Here is a 21,248-nt window from a genome sequence, read left to right as displayed (position 1 = left end):
TGTATATAGTAAACTTTTAATGATGAGTAATGTCAGGAGGAATATCCACATGCCGACACCGAGTATGGAGGATTACATAGAACAGATTTATTTGCTGATTGATACGAAAGGATACGCACGTGTATCAGATATTGCGGATGCACTTTCTGTTCATCCGTCAAGCGTAACAAAAATGGTCCAAAAGCTTGATAAAGATGAATACCTCGTGTATGAGCGTTATCGTGGGCTCGTATTGACGCTGAAAGGACAAAGAGTAGGTCAGCGTTTAGTCGCACGTCATGATTTGCTCGAACGTTTTTTGTCGGTGATGGGGGTGAAAGAGGAGAACATTTATAATGATGTGGAAGGGATTGAACATCATTTAAGTTGGGATTCTATTAACCGTATTGCCGATTTAATCGAGTTTTTTGAAGAAGATCCGGCGCGAATGGCAGAATTAAAAGAAATCAACGAACGAAATAAAGAATAATCCGTCCGCAGTACGGGCGGATTTTTTTCACAAAATGGAGGCGTATTTGATGAAGATTTTAAAAATAGAACCGACACCGAGCCCGAATACGATGAAAGTCATTTTGGATGAAGAACTTGCTGCAGGTAAAAGTACGAATTACAAACCAGAAACAGCCGAACATGCACCAGATGTGATTAAAGCGATTTTGACGATCGAAGGGATTAAAGGCGTGTATCACGTTGCCGATTTTATTGCACTTGAACGAAATGGACGGTATGACTGGCAGGAGGTTTTACCAAAAGTGCGGGCGGCATTTGGGGAAGGCGATAGCGAGGCAGGAGCAGCGAGACCAGAATTGGATCATTTCGGTGAAGTAGAGACATTCATCCAAGTGTACAAAGGCGTTCCAATTCAGCTAAAGTTAGTATCAGCCGAAGGAGAAAAACGGGTGGCGCTGCCGGATTACTGTCAGGAAGCGTTTCAAAAACTGATACAGGACGGCGACAACTACATTTTAGAACGGAAATGGCAGGAGTTTGGTATTCGCTACGGCGAACTGGAAGAAATAGCACCAGAATTGCTTGAAGAAGTAACGGCGGCTTATCCGAAAGAGCGTATCGATCGCATTGTTGAAGCAGAAGGGCGTGGGGGACCGCTTATTCAGCATAAAGAACATGGTGTCAAACCGGAAGCTAAAAAGTGGCTGGCAGAGTCAGAATGGCGGATACGATATCAGCAATTAGAACAAATGCCTGATCCAGATTTAACGGATATGGCGCTTCTTGACGCAGCATTAAACGATGAAAAAGCGGCGATTCGCCGGCTAGCTGTCGTATATGCCGGCATGATTGAAGATACACGCATTTTGCCTGTTTTGTACAAAGCATTGAAAGACCCGGCCGTGACTGTGCGCCGGACAGCAGGTGACTGTTTGTCTGATCTTGGTTTTTCCGAAGCCGTACCTGAAATGATTCACGCATTAAAAGATAAAAGCAAAATTGTCCGCTGGCGGGCGGCGATGTTTTTGTATGAAACAGCCGATGAATCCGCGTTGCCAGCTTTAAAAGAAGCCGCAGACGATTCGGAATTTGAAGTGAAAATGCAAATTTTGATGGCGATTGAACGGATTGAAGGCGGCGAAGAAGCGAAAGGCTCTGTGTGGAAGCAAATGACAGAATCGCGTAAACAATAAGAAGAAGGAGGAATTTTTAATGAATGCTTACGAAGAATATATGAAGCAAATGGTCGTGCCGATGCGTGCAGAATTGACAAATGCAGGATTTATTGAGTTGACAACAGAAGAAGAAGTGAATGAATTTATGGAGTCAGCAGAAGGAACCACACTCGTTGTTATTAATTCTGTTTGTGGCTGCGCAGCAGGTCTTGCCCGTCCGGCAGCGGTACAGGCGTCGATGAATGAGCATGCACCTGATCGTCTCGTGACAGTATTTGCCGGTCAAGACCGCGAAGCGACAGCAGCAATGCGCGCGTGGATGCCTGAATTTGAGCCATCTTCACCATCAATGGCGTTGTTAAATGGGAATAAGGTCGTTCATTTCGTGCCGCGTCATGAAATTGAAGGACAGGACCTTGGCACGATTATCGGCCATTTAACCGCTGCGTTCGATGTGCACTGCCAGTGATCGTGACAACATCACAGCGGGCAGGGATGGACGTGAAAACACGTGCGGCAACGGAAGCGAACTTATTAGGTGCCCCCTATGTGGAGCGAAGCAAGCTGTCAATTGCCAAAATGACGTCTTTTCACAACTGTCCGGTCTTGCTCGTCACGGAAGAGCGGATGGAGCTGCATGACATGAACGGCATTTCGCCGTTCTTTTTTCATCCCGGATCGGCCATGTTCCGGGTGAAAAGGCTTTTAAATGGAGAGCCGGATGCATTTGTGGATGCGTGCAGACTGCGCCCAGGCATGTCGTTTTTAGACTGCACGATGGGTCCTGCTGCAGATAGTATGACGGCCTCCTTTGCTGTCGGTGCAAAAGGCCATGTAAAGTCGATTGAAGCCAATCATGTTGTTGCGCGTATTGTGGAAACTGGATTGTCAAACTGGACAGAAGGACCGGACGAATTATTGGAATCGATGCGCCACATTCAAGTGACGGCGGCAGATTATCATACCTATTTACAAACGGTTCCGGATGATTCGTTTGATGTTGTGTATTTCGATCCGATGTTTGAGGAAACGATTGACTCGACAGGTATTGCACCGCTCCGCCCGTTTGCATCGTATTCAGATTTGACGATAGATGCGGTGAAAGAAGCAAAGCGGATTGCAAAGTGTCGCGTTGTGCTTAAAGATCATTTTCGTTCGGAGCGGTTTGCGAAATTTGAATTTGAGCAACATATTCGTAAGACGTCAAAATTTCATTTTGGCACGATAGAAAGTGGGAGCGTACATGAGTAAAAGTGAGCAACAGTATGTAAATTTATGCCATGATATTTTAGAGAATGGACATAAAAAAGAAGATCGGACGGGGACGGGGACAATATCGGTTTTTGGCCGGCAAATGCGGTTTAATTTAGCGGACGGTTTTCCGCTTTTAACGACGAAGCGTGTACCGTTTAAGCTCATTGCATCTGAAATGCTCTGGTTTTTAAAAGGCGATACAAATATTCGGTATTTGCTGGAAAATAACAATAATATTTGGAATGAATGGGCGTTTAAACGGTGGGTGGAAAGTTCGGAATATACAGGTCCTGATATGACCGATTTTGGCCGCCGTGTGTTGAAAGATGAAGCATTTGCGAAAGACTATCATGAGCAAATGACTTCGTTTAAACAACGTGTTCTAAAAGAGGCCGATTTTGCGGCAAAATACGGGGAACTCGGTGATGTGTATGGCCGTCAGTGGCGTGAGTGGAAAACGTCACAGGGTGAGACGATCGACCAGATTGCGGATGTGATAAAGATGATTAAAAAAACGCCGGATTCGCGTCGATTAATCGTATCAGCATGGAATCCAGAAGATGTACCATTTATGGCTTTGCCGCCGTGTCATACGATGTTCCAGTTTTATGTAGCAGATGGGAAATTATCGTGCCAGCTTTATCAAAGATCGTGTGACATTTTTCTTGGCGGGCCTTTTAATATTGCGGGGTATGCATTGCTGACACATTTAATGGCAAATGAGTGCGATCTTCAAGTAGGTGAATTTGTACATACGCTTGGCGATGCGCACATTTATACGAACCATATAGAACAAGTAAAAACGCAGCTAGCACGTGAGCCAAAATCACTGCCGGAACTTTCATTAACGAAAGGGAAATCGTTGTTTGAGATGGAATTATCAGATATGACGTTAACAGGATATGATCCGCACCCGGCCATTAAAGCACCGGTCGCGGTTTAAAAAGGAGCGGGAATGATGATTTCATTTATTTGGGCGCAAGATGAAAATGGACTTATTGGCAAAGAGAACAGTCTGCCGTGGCATTTGCCGGAAGACTTGAAATTTTTTAAGAATACGACGCTCGGGTCTTCGATTGTGATGGGGCGAAAAACGTATGAATCGATCGGCCGCCCTTTACCGGGGCGGGAAAATATAATTTTGACGACCGATCCATCGTTTCAAGCTGAAGGCTGTACAGTCGTCCATTCCGTAGATGACATCCTGCTCAAAGCGGAAAATGAGGAAGTATTTGTCACGGGTGGAGCGGCTGTATTTCAAGCTTTTTTGCCGTACGTGGAGCGGCTGTATGTGACGCGTATTCATCATACGTTTGAAGGTGATACATTCTTTAATGCTATTACATGGAATGAATTTAAAATTGAAAGCTGTACACCAGGTGTTAAAAATGAAAAAAATCCGTATGACTATGAATTTTGCTTGTATAAACGGGTGAACAGATGATTTGATTTGTTGTCTTTTTCGTTTAAAGGGAGCGTCAAAGTATTTAAAAACAAAGGGCTCAAAAAGTGGACATCTGCCCGTACTGGCGCTGTCGTATGGACTCTGATTATGTCGAATGATCTTGTCGATGCCAATTTAAAGAAGACGGCTGCAAGTGTGCAAAAAATGATTGAACCGGAGTTTCTCCGGTTTTTTTTTGAACTAAAAAACCTTGCTTTTCTGTTATTATTCAACGATAATAAAAGCAACTTTACACATAAAAGCGGTTATGCGCGAATAGGGGGCATATTGATGAATAAGTGGACAAAAGGGTGGTTGATCTCGGGTGCTGCCGTGCTAATGCTGGCAGGCTGCGGAGGTGGAGAAGAAACGAACGAATCAGGTGGCGAAACATATAAAATTGGTGTGTCACAATTTGTCGAACATCCATCGCTTGATAAAGCTTACGAAGGCTTTAAAAAAGGCTTGGAAGAAGCAGGTGTCACAGCTGAATTTAATGAGCAAACCGCACAGGGTGATCAAAATAATAACCAAACCATTGCGAACAACTTTGTGAGCGATGACGTTGATTTAATTTTCGCGAACTCGACACCGAGTGCGACAGCTGCATTAAATGCAACGAAAGACATTCCAATCGTGTTTACATCGGTCACCGATCCGGTTGCGGCAGGTCTCGTTAAAGATACGGAAAAACCAGGTGGCAATGTAACAGGAACGATTGATTTACATCCGGATGCGATCACCAATACGGTGAAGTTTATGGCTGAGCAGTTTGAGGGCAAAAATGTCGGCGTCATTTATAATGCCGGTGAACAAAACTCTGTTGCCCAGGCTGAAGCGGTTGAAAAAGTATTGACGGATAACGGTTTGAAAATGGTACCGGTCACAGTGTCCACATCATCTGAAGTAAAACAGGCGACAGAATCATTAATTGGCAAAGTGGATATGTTCTACATTTTTACAGATAACACAGTCGTTTCAGCACTTGAATCTGTCGTTCAGGTTGCGAACAAAGAAGATTTGCCACTGTTTGTGGGAGAGAAGGATTCCGTTGCCCGCGGTGGATTTGCAGCATATGGATTTGATTACGAAGACATTGGCATAGAAGCAGGGAAAATGGCTGCTCAAATTTTAAAAGGTGAGAAAAAAGCAGGCGACTTGCCGGTTTTACCGCCACAAAATTTGAAACTTGTCATTAATGAAACAGCCGCAAAAGAAATGAATATTGAGATTAAAGAAGAATGGAAAGCAGAAGCTGAGCTTGTGAAATAACGAAAAAGTGCGCCTTTCATAATAGGCGCTCTTTTCGTGAGGAGGATTTTTTATGATGACAGCCATGTTTGGCGCCGTAGAGTCCGGCGTCATTTATGCGATTATGGCACTCGGCGTGTACTTGTCATTCCGCGTGCTTGATTTTCCCGATTTGACAGTCGACGGCAGTTTCGTTACAGGTGGGGCGGTCGCATCGATTATGATCGTGAACGGATACGATCCCTTTATCGCCACGATAGCTGCTCTTTTTGCTGGTTTTTTAGCAGGATGTATGACAGGCCTTTTGCATACGAAAGGCGGGATTAACCCCCTTCTTTCTGGGATTTTAATGATGATTGCTCTTTATTCTATTAATTTGCGCATAATGGGGAAACCGAATGTGCCGCTTTTAGCAGAAGAAACGGTGATAACGAAAATTGAATCATGGTTTACGTCAGAATGGAGCATTTTCTTCTTTATGCTCGTTGTGACACTCATCATTAAATTTGTGTCGGACTTATTTTTAAAAACAGAAGTTGGATTAAGCTTGCGCGCAGTTGGAGACAACGAAGGCATGGTCCGCAGCTTTTCAGCGAACACAGGCTGGATGAAAGTGCTTGGCCTCGGTTTGTCAAATGCGCTCGTCGCCTTTTCTGGCGCATTAGTCGCGCAATATAATGGATTCAGTGATGTCGGGATGGGGATCGGAATGATTGTCATCGGGCTTGCTTCCGTTATTATTGGGGAAGCAGTCATTGGCAATTCAACTATTGCTCGTGCGACACTGGCTGTTGTCATCGGTGCGATTTTGTACCGTATTATTGTGACGCTGGCACTCCGCATCGAATTTTTAGATACAGGCGATATGAAACTGATTACAGCTATTATCGTCATTATTGCACTCATTATGCCGAAAGTACTCGATAAACGAAAAGCAGCCGCCCGGAAGAAAAAACGGCTGGTACAGTTGAACGGAGATGGAGGTGGCCCTGTTGCTTGAAATGACTCGAATTTTTAAAGTGTTTTATGAAGGGACACCGGATGAAAAAATTGCACTCAATAAAGTCGATTTATCTATGCGGCCTGGTGATTTTGTAACGGTGATCGGCAGTAATGGTGCCGGAAAGTCGACGCTTATGAATATCATATCTGGTAAATTAGTGCCGGATGTAGGGACAGTCATGATTGATGGCGGGAATATGACGTCCCTTGCTGAGCATAAACGAGCCGTGAAAATTGGACGTGTATTCCAGGATCCGATGGCTGGTACTGCGCCTACGATGACGATTGAAGAAAATTTGGCGATTGCATACAATCGGACAAAAAAGCGTTCACTTGGCTTTGGTGTGACGAAAAAACGGCGTGACTTTTACAGGGAAAAGCTCGAAATGCTGCATCTCGGCCTCGAAGATCGCTTGCAGGCGAAAGTAGGCTTGCTATCGGGCGGAGAACGGCAGGCATTGTCCTTGTTAATGGCGACATTTACGGATCCGAAAATTTTGTTGCTGGATGAACATACGGCGGCGCTTGATCCGGCTCGTGCTGAGTTGATCACAAATTTGACGAAAGAAATTGTCAGCACACTCGGGTTGACGACGCTCATGGTGACGCACAATATGCAGCAAGCACTTGACCTTGGCAACCGCTTGATTATGATGGACAAAGGACAGATCATATTTGAGGCGGATGAGCAGGAAAAACAGGAATTAACGATAGAAAAATTGCTGGCAGAATTTCAGAAAATTAAAGGCGGAGGCGGGCTGAGCGATCGATCGCTATTATCATAAGAGGAAGACCTAGGTCTTCTTCTTTTTTGTGTAAACATGTTAATACGATAGGAAGAATGGATAAAGAATAGTAATATGAACGAAGAAGCATTTGAAAGGGTGAGAAAGAAGGGATATAAGATGGGTAAAATTAAAATTGTCACAGATTCAGCACTTGATATGACGAGTGACGAATTGACTCCGTTCAACATTGTGATAGTACCGCTGACTGTCTTGGTAGAAGGTCAAACCTATTTAGACAATGTGGACCTTTCACCGGCAGAATTTTTAGAGAAAATGGCGCATACGAAAGAGATGCCAAAAACATCACAGCCGCCAGTTGGGCGTTTTTTAGAAGTGTATGATAAGCTCGGACAGGATGGCAGTCAAATCATTTCTATTCATATGACAGGTAGCATGAGCGGCACGTATCAATCGGCAAAACAAGCAGCAGAAATGTCGAAATCAGATGTGACCGTTATTGACTCACGCTATATATCAAAAGCACAGTCCTATCAGGTTTTAGAAGCGGCACGTATGGCAGATTCCGGTCATACGGTAGAAGAAATTGTGAAGCGGCTCGATGAAGTACGTTCAGAGACGAAATTATATATTATGATCGATACACTTGAAAATTTAATAAAGGGCGGCCGAATCGGCAAAGCACAGGGATTTATCGGTTCATTGCTCAATATTAAACCAATTGCGAACCTCGATGTTGGTGAGCTGTTACCTGTAACGAAAGTGCGTTCTCACGCAAAAGCGATTACATTTTTAGTTGATCAAATTAGTGAAGAAGTAAAAGGGCGCGACCTTGTTCGTTTTTCGATCGTTCACGCGGGCCACAATAGCTTTAAGTTTTCGCAAAACTTACGTACAAAGATAACGGAAGCAACTGGATTTAAGGATATCGACATTTGCATCACAACACCAATCATTTCCGCACATGCGGGCCCCGGAGCTGTAGGCATTATGTATTGGGCGAAGTAAGATGGATACACCGGACGAATGATGTCCGGTGCTTTTTCGACTCGGAAGATGCAGTGAGTGGCCGGAAATGTGGATGAGCGAGCAGAAAAACCGGATCACGCAAAGTGTGATCCGGTTAGGCGCCTGGAAGAGGCGTTGGAGTTGGTTCGGCGTAGCCTTCGCTGTATGTGTTGTCGATCCATGTGCGAATTGTATCAACAGATTTGCCTTCTTCGGTCATGACGGCTGTTGTTGCTGCGATTTCAAGACAGACACCGCATCGTGTGCCATGGTCGTCCCACACAACTTCATCGTCATTCACATCAGCGATGAAGCAGTTTAAGTTGCTCGTGTGGCCGGCTGATTCACCGCAGCCGCAGTAGCATGGCATTTGTTTGATTACATCTGCATGTTTAGCAGCGGCTAAATAAATGGCCCGCATATTTTCGTCTTTATCGTCTAAAAAAGCCGGCAAGTCGGTGATAGAAGCGGTTGCTTCTTGCAAATCGCCATTAGGTGCTATCTGTGTATGTCCTTCGTGATTGTCATGTACCTCGTCATTTCCACAGGCAGCTGCAAATGGAATCGTTATCGTTAATAGGATCGCACATAATGATTTTTTCAATCGTTAAAGCTCCTTTCATTAAAAGAAATAATGTACGGCATGCTATAATCATATATTGAAAACATATCACTTTCAACCTGACGGGGAACGTGATACGATTTCACAAAGAAGAATGAGGTGACCGCATTGAAGCGAATGATGGCGGGTCTCTTCCTAGTTGCAAGTATGGCGGGATGTGGGAATACAGTGGAAGAAACCATAGCACCTGTTCCACAAAATGTAAAAATAGTATCTGTTGGTGATTCGCTTACGGAAGGTGTGGGCGACAGCACGGGCAGTGGTGGTTACGTCCCTTATTTAGAAACAAAGCTCGAATCACTTCATGAAATCAAAGACGCTGTTTTTACGAATTATGGTAAAAAAGGAAATCGGACTGATCAATTACTTAAACAGGTTCAAACAGATGAAATGAAAGCAGATATTAAGGCAGCAGATATCGTGATGATCACGATCGGGGGCAATGATGTCGTCAAAGTGGTAAAAGAGAATTGGTCCCATTTGACGATCGATAATTTTGAGGAGGAAGAGACAGGATACGGGAAACGAATACGTGCCATTTTAGCGGAAATACGGAAACAAAATGAAGACGTAGGCATTGTGCTCGTCGGTATTTATAATCCATTCGGCAAAATATTTGTCGAAACAGAAGATGATGAGGAAATTATCCGCTCGTGGAATGAAACGGGCAAATTGGCAGCAGCACGATTTGACCGGACGACATTTGTCAGCATCGAAAATATTTTTTCAAAAGGCAGTGCCGAATTATTTTTCGAGGATCAGTTTCATCCGAACGATCTTGGGTATAAACAAATAGCAGACCGTATTTTTGATACAATCAAAGGTGAGGAATTGGAGCAATTAACGAATCAGAAAATGGTTTTTACGAATGAGGGATCCCATTGAGAAAATGGAAAGTGGCCTTTTTTCTATTGCTCTTCATGGTCATGGCGGCAATCGGATTCATTTTGATCATGCTTTTAATGCCATCAGATGCAGGAAAACCGGCCATGACAGAGACGGAAGGTGAAATCGCGTTTCATGTTACAGCAACAAAAGCTGAATTAAATAAGTTTGTGTCGTACTATTTACAAAAAGAAGCTGACAGTGCGCCATTTGATTATGACGTCTATATAGGCAATGAAGTCGAACTGTACGGGTCGATTCCGGTCTTTGCGACTGATATTGATTACCATATGACGTTTGAACCAGAAGCACAGGAAGACGGTAATATCATGCTTCGCCAAAGTGGACTGCGTGTCGGTTTGCTTGACGTACCCGCTTCATACGTGCTGAAAACAGCAGAAAACGCCGGTGCGTTCCCGGACTGGGTGCGCGTCGTGCCAAATGAAGAACTAATTTATGTGTCACTTGGCGATATGGAACTTGATAATGGTATGAGAGTAAAAGTAGAGGCATTTAATTTAGAAAAAGATGATATTAAATTCGCTGTACTACTCCCTGAAGGGGCAGCACAATAGGAGAATGAACAATGGAAAAAGCAATATTCGCTGGCGGCTGTTTCTGGTGCATGGTCAAACCATTTGACGAGCAGCCCGGCATTCAATCTGTGATCTCAGGATACACAGCTGGTCACACCGAAAATCCGACGTACGAAGAAGTATGCTCAGACACAACCGGTCACGTGGAAGCAGTCGAAATTACGTTTGACCCAGATATGTTCTCATACGAAAAACTGCTCGATGTGTACTGGATGCAAATCGATCCGACAGACGGCGGCGGTCAGTTTTATGATAGAGGCCGTTCGTACATGCCCGCCATTTTCTACACAACAGATCAACAAAAAGTACTGGCAGAAAAGTCAAAGCAATCACTTGATGCAAGCGGGCGCTTCAATCGTCCGATAGCTGTTCAAATTTTACCTGCAGAACGTTTCTTTGAAGCGGAAGAGTATCATCAGCAATATTACAGGAAAAATCGGCTTCATTATGAAGCGTATCAAGCAAGATCCGGACGTGCTGGATTTATTCAATCAAACTGGGGGGCCATTAAATGAATAAAGAAAAATTGAAACAAACATTAACACCAATGCAATATAACGTCACACAAGAAAACGGTACAGAACCACCCTTTCATAATGAATTCTGGAATGAGTTCGCGGACGGTATTTATGTCGATATCATCTCCGGAAAGCCGTTATTTTCATCGAAAGACAAATATGACGCCGGCTGTGGATGGCCGAGCTTCACGAAGCCGATAGAAGCCGTTGAAATGGTAGAAAAACGAGACATTACACATGGCATGATCCGAACAGAAGTACGAAGCAAAACAGCGAATGCCCATTTAGGCCATGTTTTTCCAGACGGCCCGCGTGAGGCTGGGGGTTTACGTTACTGCATTAATTCGGCGTCGCTTCGTTTCATCCGGAAAGAAGATTTGGATAAAGAAGGATACGGGGAATTTAAAGACCTTTTTTAAGGTCTTTTTTTTGGAGGAAAGAAGAATATGCATAAATCGTTTTATCACTATTTAATGAAATATCGAGAAGAAACGCCGCGTGACGAGATCGCTGCCTTTGCAAATGAGGCCTTTGCGGATCATTCATTTCCAAAAGGTGCAGATGAGTACGATACATTGAGCCGTTATTTAGAAATGGATGTTGATTATTTGCCTTCAATGTCGGTATTTGATACAGCGTGGGAAAAATACGAACAGGATGAATTAATGGTTTGAAACTTATTTTGGGGATCGTACGTAAATGGAATCAAAACGAATAAAAGGAGCGATTCATGATGGCTTTATTTAATAAAGTGCTAGCAAGTATTGGAATAGGAAATGCGCAGGTAGATACGAAGCTTGAGAAATCGGCTTATACGGCGGGGCAACTAATGCGCGGCGTGGTCTGGGTAAAAGGCGGCAATGTTGAACAGCATATTGATTCGATTTATTTGACGGTGTACGCGACATATGTGCGTGAAACAGATGATAAAAAGGTGACAGATCAGGCGGCGGTTTTGAAGCGTAAATTGAATGAGCCGTTTACGATTGGCGCGGGTGAAACGCGTGAAATTCCGCTTGAATTGGAATTGCCGTATGACACGCCGATTACACAAGGAAAAACGCGTGTATGGGTGGAGACAGGGCTTGATATTAAGCAGGCGGTTGATCCTGGTGATAAAGATTACATCGAAGTAAGGGCGACACCGATTGGTGAAGCAGTACTTGATGCCGTTCGGACACTCGGTTTCCGTTTGCGTGAAGTAGAGTGTCAGCATGTGCGCGGCCAAAAGTATCCATTCGTGCAGGAGTTTGAGTTTGTGCCGGTGAGCGGGACGTATAAAGGGAAACTGGATGAGCTTGAAGTGACGTTTTTGGAGCAATCTGTCAATGAAGCGACTATACTTCTTCAAGTGGACAAGCGTGCGCGCGGCCTCGGTGGATTCTTGTCTGAAGCGATGGGAATGGATGAAACGAATGTCCATCTTCGCGTTAGCAAGAGTGATCTTAATTCGCTTGAATCCAAATTGAACGCAACGATCAGCCGCTTTTGCTGATGGTTGCAGGATGAATAAAAATGGCATAAAATAATGGATGGATATTGGCCGAATTGGAGGAATATATATGAGTGTACACATTAGCGCAAAGGCAGGCGATATTGCGGAAACGGTTTTGCTTCCAGGTGATCCGCTTCGCGCAAAATATATAGCTGAAACATTTTTAGAAAATCCGTTCTGCTATAACGAAGTGCGCGGTATGCTCGGTTTTACAGGCACGTATAAAGGGGAAAAAGTGTCAGTACAAGGAACGGGCATGGGTGTGCCGTCCATTTCGATTTATATTAATGAGTTGATGCAAAGCTATCATGTGCAAAATTTGATCCGTGTCGGCACGTGCGGCGCGATTCAAAAAGACGTGAATGTTCGCGATGTCATTTTGGCAATGACGTCATCAACAGATTCAAGCATGAACCGTCAGACGTTTAATGGCATTGACTATGCACCGACAGCAAACTGGGAACTGCTTAAGCGGGCGTTTGATGCGGGAACAGAAAAAGGATTGTCCTTAAAAGTCGGAAATGTTTTTACAGCAGATCAATTTTACAATGACCATGCAGATCATGAGAAATGGGCGCAGTACGGCATTCTAGCTATTGAAATGGAAACGGCGGCACTTTATACGCTAGCTGCGAAACATGGCTGCCGTGCACTGTCTGTTCTAACGGTCAGTGATCATATTATCACGGGCGAAGAAACGTCATCAGACGAACGTCAGACGACGTTTAACGAAATGATCGAAGTGGCATTAGAAACGGCGGTTCAATCGAAATGAAAAAAATAGCTGCATGGCTGATGACAGGATCTGTACTGCTTGGCGCCTGTTCGTCAGCGGAAGAACCTGTCAAGGAGAAAGAAGAAACAACTGCACCGGCAAAAGAGCCGGCAGCAGAAGAAAAAGGCCCTGTTTTGGACGCATCTTATTTTAATGAGGTGGAAGAGATCGAAGGCATTCAAGTTATTCAAAATCCGGAAAACACGTTGGTACTTGTCAATAAAGAGTTTGCCTTTCCATCCGAATACACACCGCCTGATCTTGTTCGCCCGAATGTAACGTATTCATTTGGCGATCAAGACATTGAGAAAAGTTATATGAGGAAAGAAGCTGCTGGTGCACTTGAGGAATTATTTGTAGGGGCGAAAGAAAATGGTTTGTTTTTGTTTGCTGTATCAGGCTACCGCTCATATGATCGCCAACAAGAAATTTTAGCGGCTGGAGCGGCGGCAAGTAATGAAGCAAAAGCACTTGAATCGATTGCACCACCCGGTATGAGTGAACACCAATCGGGTCTTGCCATGGATATTTCATCAGAAAGCAACGGCTTTGAGTTGAATCAAGACTTTGAATCGACTGAAGAAGGCCAGTGGCTGAAAGAACATGCGCATGAATATGGATTTATTTTGCGCTATCCAAAAGGAAAAGAAGACATTACACGCTATGTATACGAGCCGTGGCATTTCCGATATGTTGGCAAGAAAGCGGCGGCTGAGATAAAGGAAAATGAATGGACGCTCGAAGAATATTTTGACAATGTAAAACCGGCGGAATAATCGCCGGTTTTTTCATTATTCACAGTGAAATGAACCTTGTCGTTAACGAGGTGAGGTTTTTGTTTTCAAATAACGATAAAAACTGATAGAATGAATAAATCAATGTACAAAGAGTAGAAGGCGGGGGACAGCATGGAAGAGGAAAAACCAGAACAGGGTCATTATATTAAGATAAAACGATTTCAATTTATTATGATTGTTTTTGCACTCGTGTTCGTGACAGCTGCGGTGACAACTATTACGCTCGCTTTAGGTGATGAGAAAGCGGTCGAAGTCGGTGCACCTGCGCGGGCAGAGTTTAATAAATTGTACGAAGCGTATGACAAAATTGAAAGCGGCTATTACAAAGCGGTTGATCAAGATGCACTCGTGAATGGCGCGATTAACGGGATGATTGATGCACTTGAAGATCCGTATTCAGATTACATGAACAAAGAAGAAGCCTCACAGTTCCATGAAGGCGTGTCCAGCTCGTTTGAAGGAATTGGCGCAGAAATTCAAGAGCAGGATGGCTTTATTATGATCGTCTCACCGATCAAAGGGTCACCTGCAGAAAAAGCTGGATTGAAGCCGAACGATATGGTTATGTCTGTCGATGGTAAAAGCATTCAAGGAATGAGTGCGTCTGAAGCAGTTCTGTTAATACGCGGTGAAAAAGGCACAAAAGTGACACTTGAAGTAAAGCGTAATGGGTCAGACAAAACGCAGGAAATGATCATCGTCCGCGATGAAATTCCAATTGAAACGGTCTATGCCGAACTAGATGAAAACAAAATTGCACACATTCAAATTACTAGTTTTTCTGAACATACAGCCGAAGAATTAAACACGGCGCTTGCAGATATGGACAAGAAAGGGATGAAAGGCATCGTCCTTGATCTTCGTCAAAATCCAGGCGGTCTGCTTGATCAAGCGATTAAAATGGCTAATTTCTTCGTACCGGAAGGGAAAAATATTGTACAAATTGAAAGCAACGATGGCAAGGTGCAGGCGTATAAAGCAGAAGGTGGCAATAAAATCACGCTTCCAACCGTAGTCTTAATTGACAGTGGAAGTGCGAGTGCGTCTGAAATTTTAGCAGCTGCGCTACATGAGTCAGCTGGTATCGCATTGATCGGTGAAAAATCGTTCGGGAAAGGAACTGTTCAGTCTGCTGAAGATTTCAGTGATGAATCCAATTTGAAATTAACGACGGCGAAATGGCTGACACCAAATGGTACGTGGATCCATGAAAAAGGCATTGAACCGGATACAGCGGTCAAGCTCCCGGATTATGCGAGCCTTTCGTACATTAATCCAGAATCTGAGTTGAAAATGGAAACATTATCCGACGAAGTAAAAACAGCTGAACAAATGTTGAGCGTACTGGGCTATGATCCAGGTAAAGTGGATGGCTACTTTGATGAAAGTACAGAAAGCGCCGTTGAAGAATTTCAGGCAGAATCAGACATCGAATCAAACGGTATTTTAACCGGTGCGGCGACGACGAAGTTAATGGAAGAACTGCGCCTCAAGCTGCAAGAAAATGATACACAGCTAAACAAAGCGGTTGAATCCGTGAAAGCGAAAGTGAAACAATGAAAAAGCTGATCCGGCTTATGCCGGAACAGCTTTTTTTGGCGGAGGCATTAAATAAAATGTAATCGGCCTTTTCTTTCAGTGCGATAAACAGTACGTCTTCTTTTAATTTTTCAGCACGGTCATCCGTTAGCAGCCCGCTAATCGGAATCGCTACAATCTAGTCCCAGATTTTCAATTGAGGTGTCGCAATCTCCGTTATGAAGCCCATTCAACAGGTGATTATTTGTTTCATCGTGTAATTGAAAAAAAGCAAGTGATTTTCCAATTGCTTCTTCAGCATATTGGAGTCCATATATATGCACCATCTGTCCGGCGGTGTCATTCATCCAGACGATGTCCAAGTTCGCATCGGCAATGAGAGCCGTTTCGTTAACATTATTTAGAACGGTGTATGCATTAAGATTGATCAGGCAGCTGGCCAACCCCCATAAAATCTCCTACTTTCAACTTTCATATAGCTACAGTATACTATAAGAACTAACGTTTGCACCTTTTCAAAAGACTAATTTCGTCATAAAATGATAAAGGGAAACGTCTATCTGAGAGAATCGGGGCAAAAGGAGGGGTTTTGTGGCGAAATGGCACAAATCGTACGTACGAATTTGGAAAGGCCGGACATTTGACGATATGGATGAAGCGATGGAAAATGAATTGCTTGATAAACTCACTCACCCAAGACTCCAGAAAAAGGTAGAGGTTAAGTTTTTCGAATCGGTACGGCGGGTAAATGAGTCGGATCTTTCGGATGCAGAAAAGGTGCAGCTCATCGATGCATACATACACTGTTTTGAGCAATTGAAACAAAAAGAGTAAACACATATACCTTCGCCTGTATAAGATACAAATAGAAATGGAAGGAGGAATGAAAAATGTATTTTTTCACCATTGCAGCAATGGTACTCGCAGTTACTATGCTGATTGGATATAAGCGGTACTGGCCGGTAAATGTGAAACGCATTTCTCCTGAGGAAGCAGACGGTCATCCGGTTATTGATGTACGCGACTGGCAGGAAGCGAATCATGTCCCACTCATTGGTGCCGTACATATTCCATGCGGTTACATTTCACGCCGTGCCGGTGAATACGGTGGACAGGAAGTATACATTGCCGCAACGACAGCAGTGGAACGTAATTTTGCGGTGCGTTTGTTGAAAAAATATGGTATTCATGTAAAAGGATTCATTTGCATGGGTAAAGCATGTTAAGCCGGTGCCCTCGTGCCGGCTTTTAAAGTTGCATTCAGCTCGGGCTCTGATTAACATAAGGAGAAGAGGGTTTGTTTTAAAGGGGGAACGGGGTACATATGATAAAAACGGCACTTATTACAGGTGGATCAAAAGGAATAGGACGAAAAACAGCAGAATCGCTTGCAGCGGCGGGCTGCAGAGTCGTTATCAACTACCGTTCAGACCGAGAGCAAGCAGAGCAGTTTGCAAGCGAACTATCAGCTACGTTCGGCGTTGTAGCAGCGGCGGTTGGCGGTGATGTATCATCAAAGGAAGACTGTGAGCATATCGCATCATTCGTACTGCGGGAATTTGGCGGTGCGGATATAGTGGTTCATAATGCCGGTCCATACATACATGAACGAAAGACGATGGCGGAGTATTCATGGGATGAGTGGACTATGCTTATGAACGGCAATATGACAGCTGTCTTTTATTTAACGAAATTATTATTGCCATCGATGAAAGAAAATGGCTGGGGCCGCATTATTACGTTCGGCTTTGATCGAGTGGACACTGCGCCAGGCTGGATAGACCGTTCTGCATATGCGGCGGCAAAAACAGGCTTAGCGTCATTGACGAAAACGATTGCAGCGGAAGAAGCGGCGAGCGGTGTAACGGCGAACATGGTGTGCCCAGGCGACATTACAGGCAGCTGGAAAGAAAAGAAGATGATCGATGCACTTGGTGTTCACTCCACTCATGTCCCTGTTGGCCGGCCGGGCACAGGCGAAGATATCGCGCGCGTTGTGGCATTTTTAGTATCAGAGGAGTCGTCATTTATTACAGGCGCGATCATTCCGGTTACAGGTGGACAGGATGTACTAGGAAAACATTTCCGCAAATGAAATGGTTCCTTGCGTCCTTTTCTATTAGGAAGGGTTTTTATAAAGGAGTAGGTGAAGAGGTCGGAAAAGAGGACGAGTGGTCAGAAACGTGGCTGAAAGGTCAGAAATGCGGAAGAGCGATCGGAAACATGGTCGAATGTACAAAGTGAAACGAAAATAGGACGGATAACGTGATCGTTAAGCAGCGAGAAAAGCCGGATTATGTTGAAAAGGTGGAGGTGTTGCTTGGGCGGGTGCCAGAACAACATCCGGCATTGCTAGAAATTCGACCGGAGCTTTCGCACGCAGGGCTACAAGGCGAATTAAACGTGGGTTTTTATGTGAAAGAATCACTGCAGTTGGATACAAAAGTTGTGCATGATTTACGATTGCGAGCGGATACGGGGTCTTTATTTGAAATGGATACGTTTGTTGCGACAAAACAATTTGCACTTATTTTTGAAACGAAAAACTACTCGATCGATCCGCCTGATGAAAAAATAAGTAATCTTCTTTTATATCCTTCAGAAATTCCTGCGAAAATAAACTATATATCCATCTACAATCCGACGAACTTTCCCGATTGGGTACTGTGTTCAAGAAAGAACACAAGCCGTTGCATACAAATGTAATGAAAGAATTTTCGATTCAAGATTCTCATATGCAAAAAGGAATCGCTTGCTTAAACTGCGATATGCGTTCGATGATCAGACGTCTAACATTGAATGGTTAAAAAAGAAGTGAAGTGATCAGAAATAACAGAATTTCAAAAAGAAAAGCATCACTCCACGGCGGAGAGTGATGCTTTTCTTTTTTGAAAAAGTTTCAATCGAATAGACAATGTGATGGCGCCACACGTTAGTCCGGTAATCAATCCGATCCAGTAGCCGTATGGCCCCCATTCCGTAAATCGGGCGAGCAGCCAGCCGAGCGGGAGCCCAATGATCCAGTAGCTGATTATTGTCATAAGAAAGGTGACGTTTACATCTTTATATCCGCGCAGTGCACCTTGTACAGGTGCTTGGATCGCATCGGATAGCTGGAACAACGCCGCAAACAGCAAAAATCCGGCTGTTAATTCCAGTACTTCTGTGTCGGTCGAGTACAAGTAGGCAACTTGCTCACGGAAAAAGAAAATGCCTGCTGTACATAGCAATGAGATGCTGACTGCCATGATGACGGCAATGGAACTATAACGCTGGGCGTCGGCCCACCGGCGAGCACCTGCTTCAAATCCAACTACAATCGTGAGCGCCATGGACACGCTCATTGGAATCATATACGTCAATGTAGCAAAATTGAGTGCAGCTTGATGGGCGGCAATGACTTGTGTATTGTATTCGCTCATGAGCAGCGTGACAGCCGAAAAAATGCTCGTTTCAACAAAGAGCGATAAACCGATCGGCAGTCCTAATGACAAAATTTCTTTCCATTTGGCAAACGAGGGGCGGGGCAGTGCAGAAAATAACCGGTATGCCCGGAAAGGTGCACGCCGGTGAACAATCCAGGCGAATAAAAAGAAAATAAGCCAGTAAGTAATTGCAGACGCGTAGCCAGACCCGACACCGCCAAGTTCAGGGAATCCCCATTTTCCGTAAATCAATACATAGTTAAAGAAAATATTAAGCGGCAACGACATTAACATAATGATCATCGATGTGCGCGTCATACCAAGTGCATCTATAAAACCGCGCAGAACCGCTGTTAAAAAGAGCGGAATAATTCCGAATGAAAGGCCAATCACATACTCTATTGCAATGCGCCGAACATTTTCCTCTAGATTCATGGTGTTCATGATCGGCATCAATAATAAAAGACCTAGAGCATAAGTTACTCCCGCAATAAAGAGCGATACATAAATGCCCTGCATCACCGAGAATGCTACTTTTTTCAGCTGACCGCCGCCAATTAAATGGCCGACAATGGGCGTGATCGACATTAAAATGCCGGAAAGTCCTGTATAAACCGGCACCCAGAGGGACGAACCAACTGCTACACCGGCAAGATCATCTGCGCTATAGCGCCCCGACATAATCGTGTCAAAAAACGTCATCGAAAACATCGCTAGCTGTGTAATTAAAATAGGGACTAAAATATATAAAAGCTGACGCACTTTTGCGCGTGTTGTCATTGCTTCAATCAAGCTCTTCATCTCCTCACAATCTAGTAGTATACCATAATTAACATCCTAGTTTAGTAAAAAAGAATGAAAAGAAAATGAAGATAACGTGAAAAAATAGATGTAAAATCTACTTATTTTGGATCATTTTGAAATATCGTCACATCTATTTTAGAAAAAAACTGGTACAATAGACCCTATAACAGAAAAATACAGAGGAGTTTTAATGTGAACGAGAGGGAGAAAAAGAAACGGATTTTTGGCGCGATTGCGTCGTTATGCATAGCAGGATTTTTCATGATGGAAACGCAGGCGTCGGCTGATCAGGTGAAGCTTCATGAGACAATGCCTGTTTATGAAACGATTAACAATCAGCAAGTGTGGATCGGTGCGTTAATGAAAGGTGGAGTGTATGCGGCAGCAAACGGTACACGCGAAGTGGAATTTGGCAACAGCAAGGTAACGATCAGTCTAGATGGAGGGACAGTGACCGCGTCATCAGCGCCCACTGAAACAGAAGCAGAAGATACGATCATTACGAAAAAACAGCAAGTTATTTTTAATAGTATAGGTACAGACCGCGAACCGATGGCCATTTTGAATCGAAATGTCCGTTTCCCGGTTACCGGTAAAACGGGTGCTTGGTATACGGTGAACGTCGGTGGACAAGAAGGTTATATTCATCAGCAGTCGGTAGAAGAAGATAACGGCATCCCTGTTTTAATGTATCACCATATGGTTGAAAACCCGGAAAACACAGTCTTTTATAATAATTCGATGGTCATCAAAGTGGCTGAATTTCAAAAGCAGATGGATTATTTAAAGCAAAAAGGCTACCGGACGATTACGCTGCAGGAGCTAGAAAGCTATTTACGTCATGAGAAAAATATGGTTGGTAAAGCAGTGGTCATCACATTTGATGATGGAAACATGTCGACATTGAAATATGCATACCCGATCTTAAAAGAATACGGCATGAAAGCAACGCAGTTTTTAATCGGTGGCCATCTTAATCAAAAGAGCAGACCATGGGATGAAAATACGCTGCAATATGTTGGATTCGATGAAGCGGCTGTAACGGGCGACGTGTATGATTATCAGAATCATACACTCGGTATGCATTTGCGTGAACCAGTCGGCGGCCTGCCGTATTTACAAACGAAAACGTATGAGGAGATTAAAAACGATTTCCTTGCTGCCGGAGAACGAATTGGTCGCATTTATGATGGAGATTCCGCGCACATTAAGTATTTAGCGTATCCATGGGGTCAATTTAGCCCACAAGCTATTCAAGCTGCGCGTGACACTGGTATTACGATGGCGTTTACAACAGAAACGGGCAACGTTAAACTGGACGACGATCTGTATTTGCTGAAGCGCCAAGGTGTTGCCCCGCGCCACACAATCGAAGATTTCGCTGCTAAACTTGAAGGAGTCTATTAACAAAGCTGCCGCCTTGCGCGTGCGGCTTTTTGTTGGAAAATCATTTAAGCGCAAT

General features: G+C 44.0%; 27 protein-coding genes. 24 read left to right on the top strand and 3 right to left on the bottom strand.

Features of this window, described 5'->3' with window-relative positions:
* Positions 1-49 precede the first annotated feature (49 nt).
* From mntR to A3M5_RS0110340, 10 genes are all read left to right on the top strand, one after another.
* Complete coding sequence (mntR, locus tag A3M5_RS0110385; RefSeq protein ID WP_018393702.1) at positions 50-469, top strand: transcriptional regulator MntR; 420 nt, start codon at positions 50-52, stop codon at positions 467-469.
* Positions 470-518: 49 nt separating this feature from the next.
* Positions 519-1,643, top strand: a complete 1,125-nt coding sequence (locus A3M5_RS0110380) for a conserved virulence factor C family protein (protein WP_018393701.1) — start codon at positions 519-521, stop codon at positions 1,641-1,643.
* Between the two features lie 19 nt (positions 1,644-1,662).
* Entirely contained in the window at positions 1,663-2,094 is a 432-nt protein-coding gene (locus A3M5_RS0110375; protein WP_018393700.1) for a BrxA/BrxB family bacilliredoxin, read from the top strand.
* Positions 2,091-2,876 (top strand): class I SAM-dependent methyltransferase, encoded by a 786-nt coding sequence (locus tag A3M5_RS0110370; RefSeq protein WP_018393699.1) that lies wholly within the window; start codon positions 2,091-2,093, stop codon positions 2,874-2,876. The genes A3M5_RS0110375 and A3M5_RS0110370 overlap by 4 nt, the downstream gene beginning before the upstream one ends.
* Positions 2,869-3,822: a thymidylate synthase gene (locus tag A3M5_RS0110365; protein ID WP_018393698.1), complete on the top strand. Its 954-nt coding sequence runs from the start codon at positions 2,869-2,871 to the stop codon at positions 3,820-3,822. Before A3M5_RS0110370 ends, A3M5_RS0110365 begins: the two co-directional genes overlap by 8 nt.
* 12 nt (positions 3,823-3,834) lie before the next feature.
* On the top strand, positions 3,835-4,323 hold the full coding sequence (locus tag A3M5_RS0110360; RefSeq protein ID WP_068981743.1) for a dihydrofolate reductase: 489 nt from the start codon (positions 3,835-3,837) through the stop codon (positions 4,321-4,323).
* Between the two features lie 291 nt (positions 4,324-4,614).
* Positions 4,615-5,595 carry an ABC transporter substrate-binding protein gene (locus tag A3M5_RS0110355; protein ID WP_026221671.1) on the top strand — a complete coding sequence of 327 codons (981 nt, stop codon included), beginning with the start codon at positions 4,615-4,617 and terminating at the stop codon, positions 5,593-5,595.
* 52 nt (positions 5,596-5,647) lie between these two features.
* Positions 5,648-6,574: an ABC transporter permease gene (locus tag A3M5_RS0110350; RefSeq protein ID WP_018393695.1), complete on the top strand. Its 927-nt coding sequence runs from the start codon at positions 5,648-5,650 to the stop codon at positions 6,572-6,574.
* A gap of 1 nt (position 6,575) precedes the next feature.
* Positions 6,576-7,361, top strand: coding sequence for an ABC transporter ATP-binding protein (locus A3M5_RS0110345; RefSeq protein ID WP_415874113.1), 786 nt, complete (start codon positions 6,576-6,578; stop codon positions 7,359-7,361).
* A 120-nt stretch (positions 7,362-7,481) separates the two neighbouring features.
* Positions 7,482-8,330 carry a DegV family protein gene (locus tag A3M5_RS0110340; RefSeq protein ID WP_018393693.1) on the top strand — a complete coding sequence of 283 codons (849 nt, stop codon included), beginning with the start codon at positions 7,482-7,484 and terminating at the stop codon, positions 8,328-8,330.
* Between the two features lie 115 nt (positions 8,331-8,445).
* Here the strand turns inward: A3M5_RS0110340 and A3M5_RS0110335 are convergent, their stop codons facing one another.
* Entirely contained in the window at positions 8,446-8,934 is a 489-nt protein-coding gene (locus tag A3M5_RS0110335) for a PCYCGC motif-containing (lipo)protein (protein WP_018393692.1), read from the bottom strand.
* Positions 8,935-9,069: 135 nt separating this feature from the next.
* On the opposite strand from A3M5_RS0110335, the gene A3M5_RS0110330 reads away from it, so the two are divergent.
* From A3M5_RS0110330 to A3M5_RS0110290, 9 genes are all read left to right on the top strand, one after another.
* On the top strand, positions 9,070-9,837 hold the full coding sequence (locus A3M5_RS0110330) for an SGNH/GDSL hydrolase family protein (protein ID WP_227431858.1): 768 nt from the start codon (positions 9,070-9,072) through the stop codon (positions 9,835-9,837).
* Positions 9,834-10,412 (top strand): YpmS family protein, encoded by a 579-nt coding sequence (locus A3M5_RS0110325; protein WP_018393690.1) that lies wholly within the window; start codon positions 9,834-9,836, stop codon positions 10,410-10,412. The genes A3M5_RS0110330 and A3M5_RS0110325 overlap by 4 nt, the downstream gene beginning before the upstream one ends.
* An 11-nt stretch (positions 10,413-10,423) precedes the next feature.
* Positions 10,424-10,948, top strand: a complete 525-nt coding sequence (gene msrA, locus A3M5_RS0110320; protein WP_018393689.1) for a peptide-methionine (S)-S-oxide reductase MsrA — start codon at positions 10,424-10,426, stop codon at positions 10,946-10,948.
* Entirely contained in the window at positions 10,945-11,370 is a 426-nt protein-coding gene (msrB, locus tag A3M5_RS0110315) for a peptide-methionine (R)-S-oxide reductase MsrB (RefSeq protein ID WP_018393688.1), read from the top strand. The genes msrA and msrB overlap by 4 nt, the downstream gene beginning before the upstream one ends.
* Positions 11,371-11,397: 27 nt before the next feature.
* Positions 11,398-11,625: a YozE family protein gene (locus A3M5_RS0110310; RefSeq protein ID WP_018393687.1), complete on the top strand. Its 228-nt coding sequence runs from the start codon at positions 11,398-11,400 to the stop codon at positions 11,623-11,625.
* 59 nt (positions 11,626-11,684) lie between these two features.
* Positions 11,685-12,446: a sporulation protein gene (locus tag A3M5_RS0110305; protein WP_018393686.1), complete on the top strand. Its 762-nt coding sequence runs from the start codon at positions 11,685-11,687 to the stop codon at positions 12,444-12,446.
* A 67-nt stretch (positions 12,447-12,513) separates the two neighbouring features.
* Positions 12,514-13,221, top strand: coding sequence for a purine-nucleoside phosphorylase (deoD, locus tag A3M5_RS0110300; RefSeq protein WP_018393685.1), 708 nt, complete (start codon positions 12,514-12,516; stop codon positions 13,219-13,221).
* Positions 13,218-13,997 carry a M15 family metallopeptidase gene (locus A3M5_RS0110295; RefSeq protein ID WP_018393684.1) on the top strand — a complete coding sequence of 260 codons (780 nt, stop codon included), beginning with the start codon at positions 13,218-13,220 and terminating at the stop codon, positions 13,995-13,997. Before deoD ends, A3M5_RS0110295 begins: the two co-directional genes overlap by 4 nt.
* A 132-nt stretch (positions 13,998-14,129) precedes the next feature.
* On the top strand, positions 14,130-15,578 hold the full coding sequence (locus tag A3M5_RS0110290; RefSeq protein ID WP_018393683.1) for a lmo1851 family serine protease: 1,449 nt from the start codon (positions 14,130-14,132) through the stop codon (positions 15,576-15,578).
* A 137-nt stretch (positions 15,579-15,715) separates the two neighbouring features.
* Here the strand turns inward: A3M5_RS0110290 and A3M5_RS0110285 are convergent, their stop codons facing one another.
* Positions 15,716-16,000 (bottom strand): hypothetical protein, encoded by a 285-nt coding sequence (locus tag A3M5_RS0110285; protein ID WP_018393682.1) that lies wholly within the window; start codon positions 15,998-16,000, stop codon positions 15,716-15,718.
* 148 nt (positions 16,001-16,148) lie between these two features.
* On the opposite strand from A3M5_RS0110285, the gene yoyC reads away from it, so the two are divergent.
* The 4 genes from yoyC (at position 16,149) to A3M5_RS0110260 (ending at position 18,263) form a co-directional block, all read left to right on the top strand.
* Positions 16,149-16,391, top strand: coding sequence for a protein YoyC (gene yoyC, locus A3M5_RS0110280; RefSeq protein WP_018393681.1), 243 nt, complete (start codon positions 16,149-16,151; stop codon positions 16,389-16,391).
* Positions 16,392-16,447: 56 nt separating this feature from the next.
* A complete protein-coding gene (locus A3M5_RS0110275) occupies positions 16,448-16,783 on the top strand; it encodes a rhodanese-like domain-containing protein (RefSeq protein WP_018393680.1) in 336 nt (111 codons plus the stop codon).
* A 98-nt stretch (positions 16,784-16,881) separates the two neighbouring features.
* The gene (locus tag A3M5_RS0110270) at positions 16,882-17,652 is read left to right on the top strand and encodes an SDR family oxidoreductase (protein ID WP_018393679.1); all 771 of its coding nucleotides are present in this window, start codon (positions 16,882-16,884) and stop codon (positions 17,650-17,652) included.
* Between the two features lie 170 nt (positions 17,653-17,822).
* A complete protein-coding gene (locus tag A3M5_RS0110260) occupies positions 17,823-18,263 on the top strand; it encodes a nuclease-related domain-containing protein (RefSeq protein ID WP_018393677.1) in 441 nt (146 codons plus the stop codon).
* A 149-nt stretch (positions 18,264-18,412) separates the two neighbouring features.
* Here A3M5_RS0110260 and A3M5_RS0110255 read toward each other — a convergent pair whose 3' ends face one another.
* Positions 18,413-19,783 (bottom strand): MATE family efflux transporter, encoded by a 1,371-nt coding sequence (locus tag A3M5_RS0110255; RefSeq protein WP_502685412.1) that lies wholly within the window; start codon positions 19,781-19,783, stop codon positions 18,413-18,415.
* Between the two features lie 195 nt (positions 19,784-19,978).
* Between A3M5_RS0110255 and A3M5_RS22830 the strand changes: the two genes are divergently transcribed.
* Entirely contained in the window at positions 19,979-21,193 is a 1,215-nt protein-coding gene (locus A3M5_RS22830) for a polysaccharide deacetylase family protein (RefSeq protein ID WP_018393675.1), read from the top strand.
* Positions 21,194-21,248 lie beyond the last annotated feature (55 nt).

Source organism: Bacillus sp. 37MA (genome assembly GCF_000372765.1).
Classification (GTDB): domain Bacteria; phylum Bacillota; class Bacilli; order Bacillales; family Domibacillaceae; genus Domibacillus; species Domibacillus aminovorans.
The sequence above is the reverse complement of the archived record's forward strand: the minus strand, read 5'-3'. Positions and strand labels throughout refer to the sequence as shown.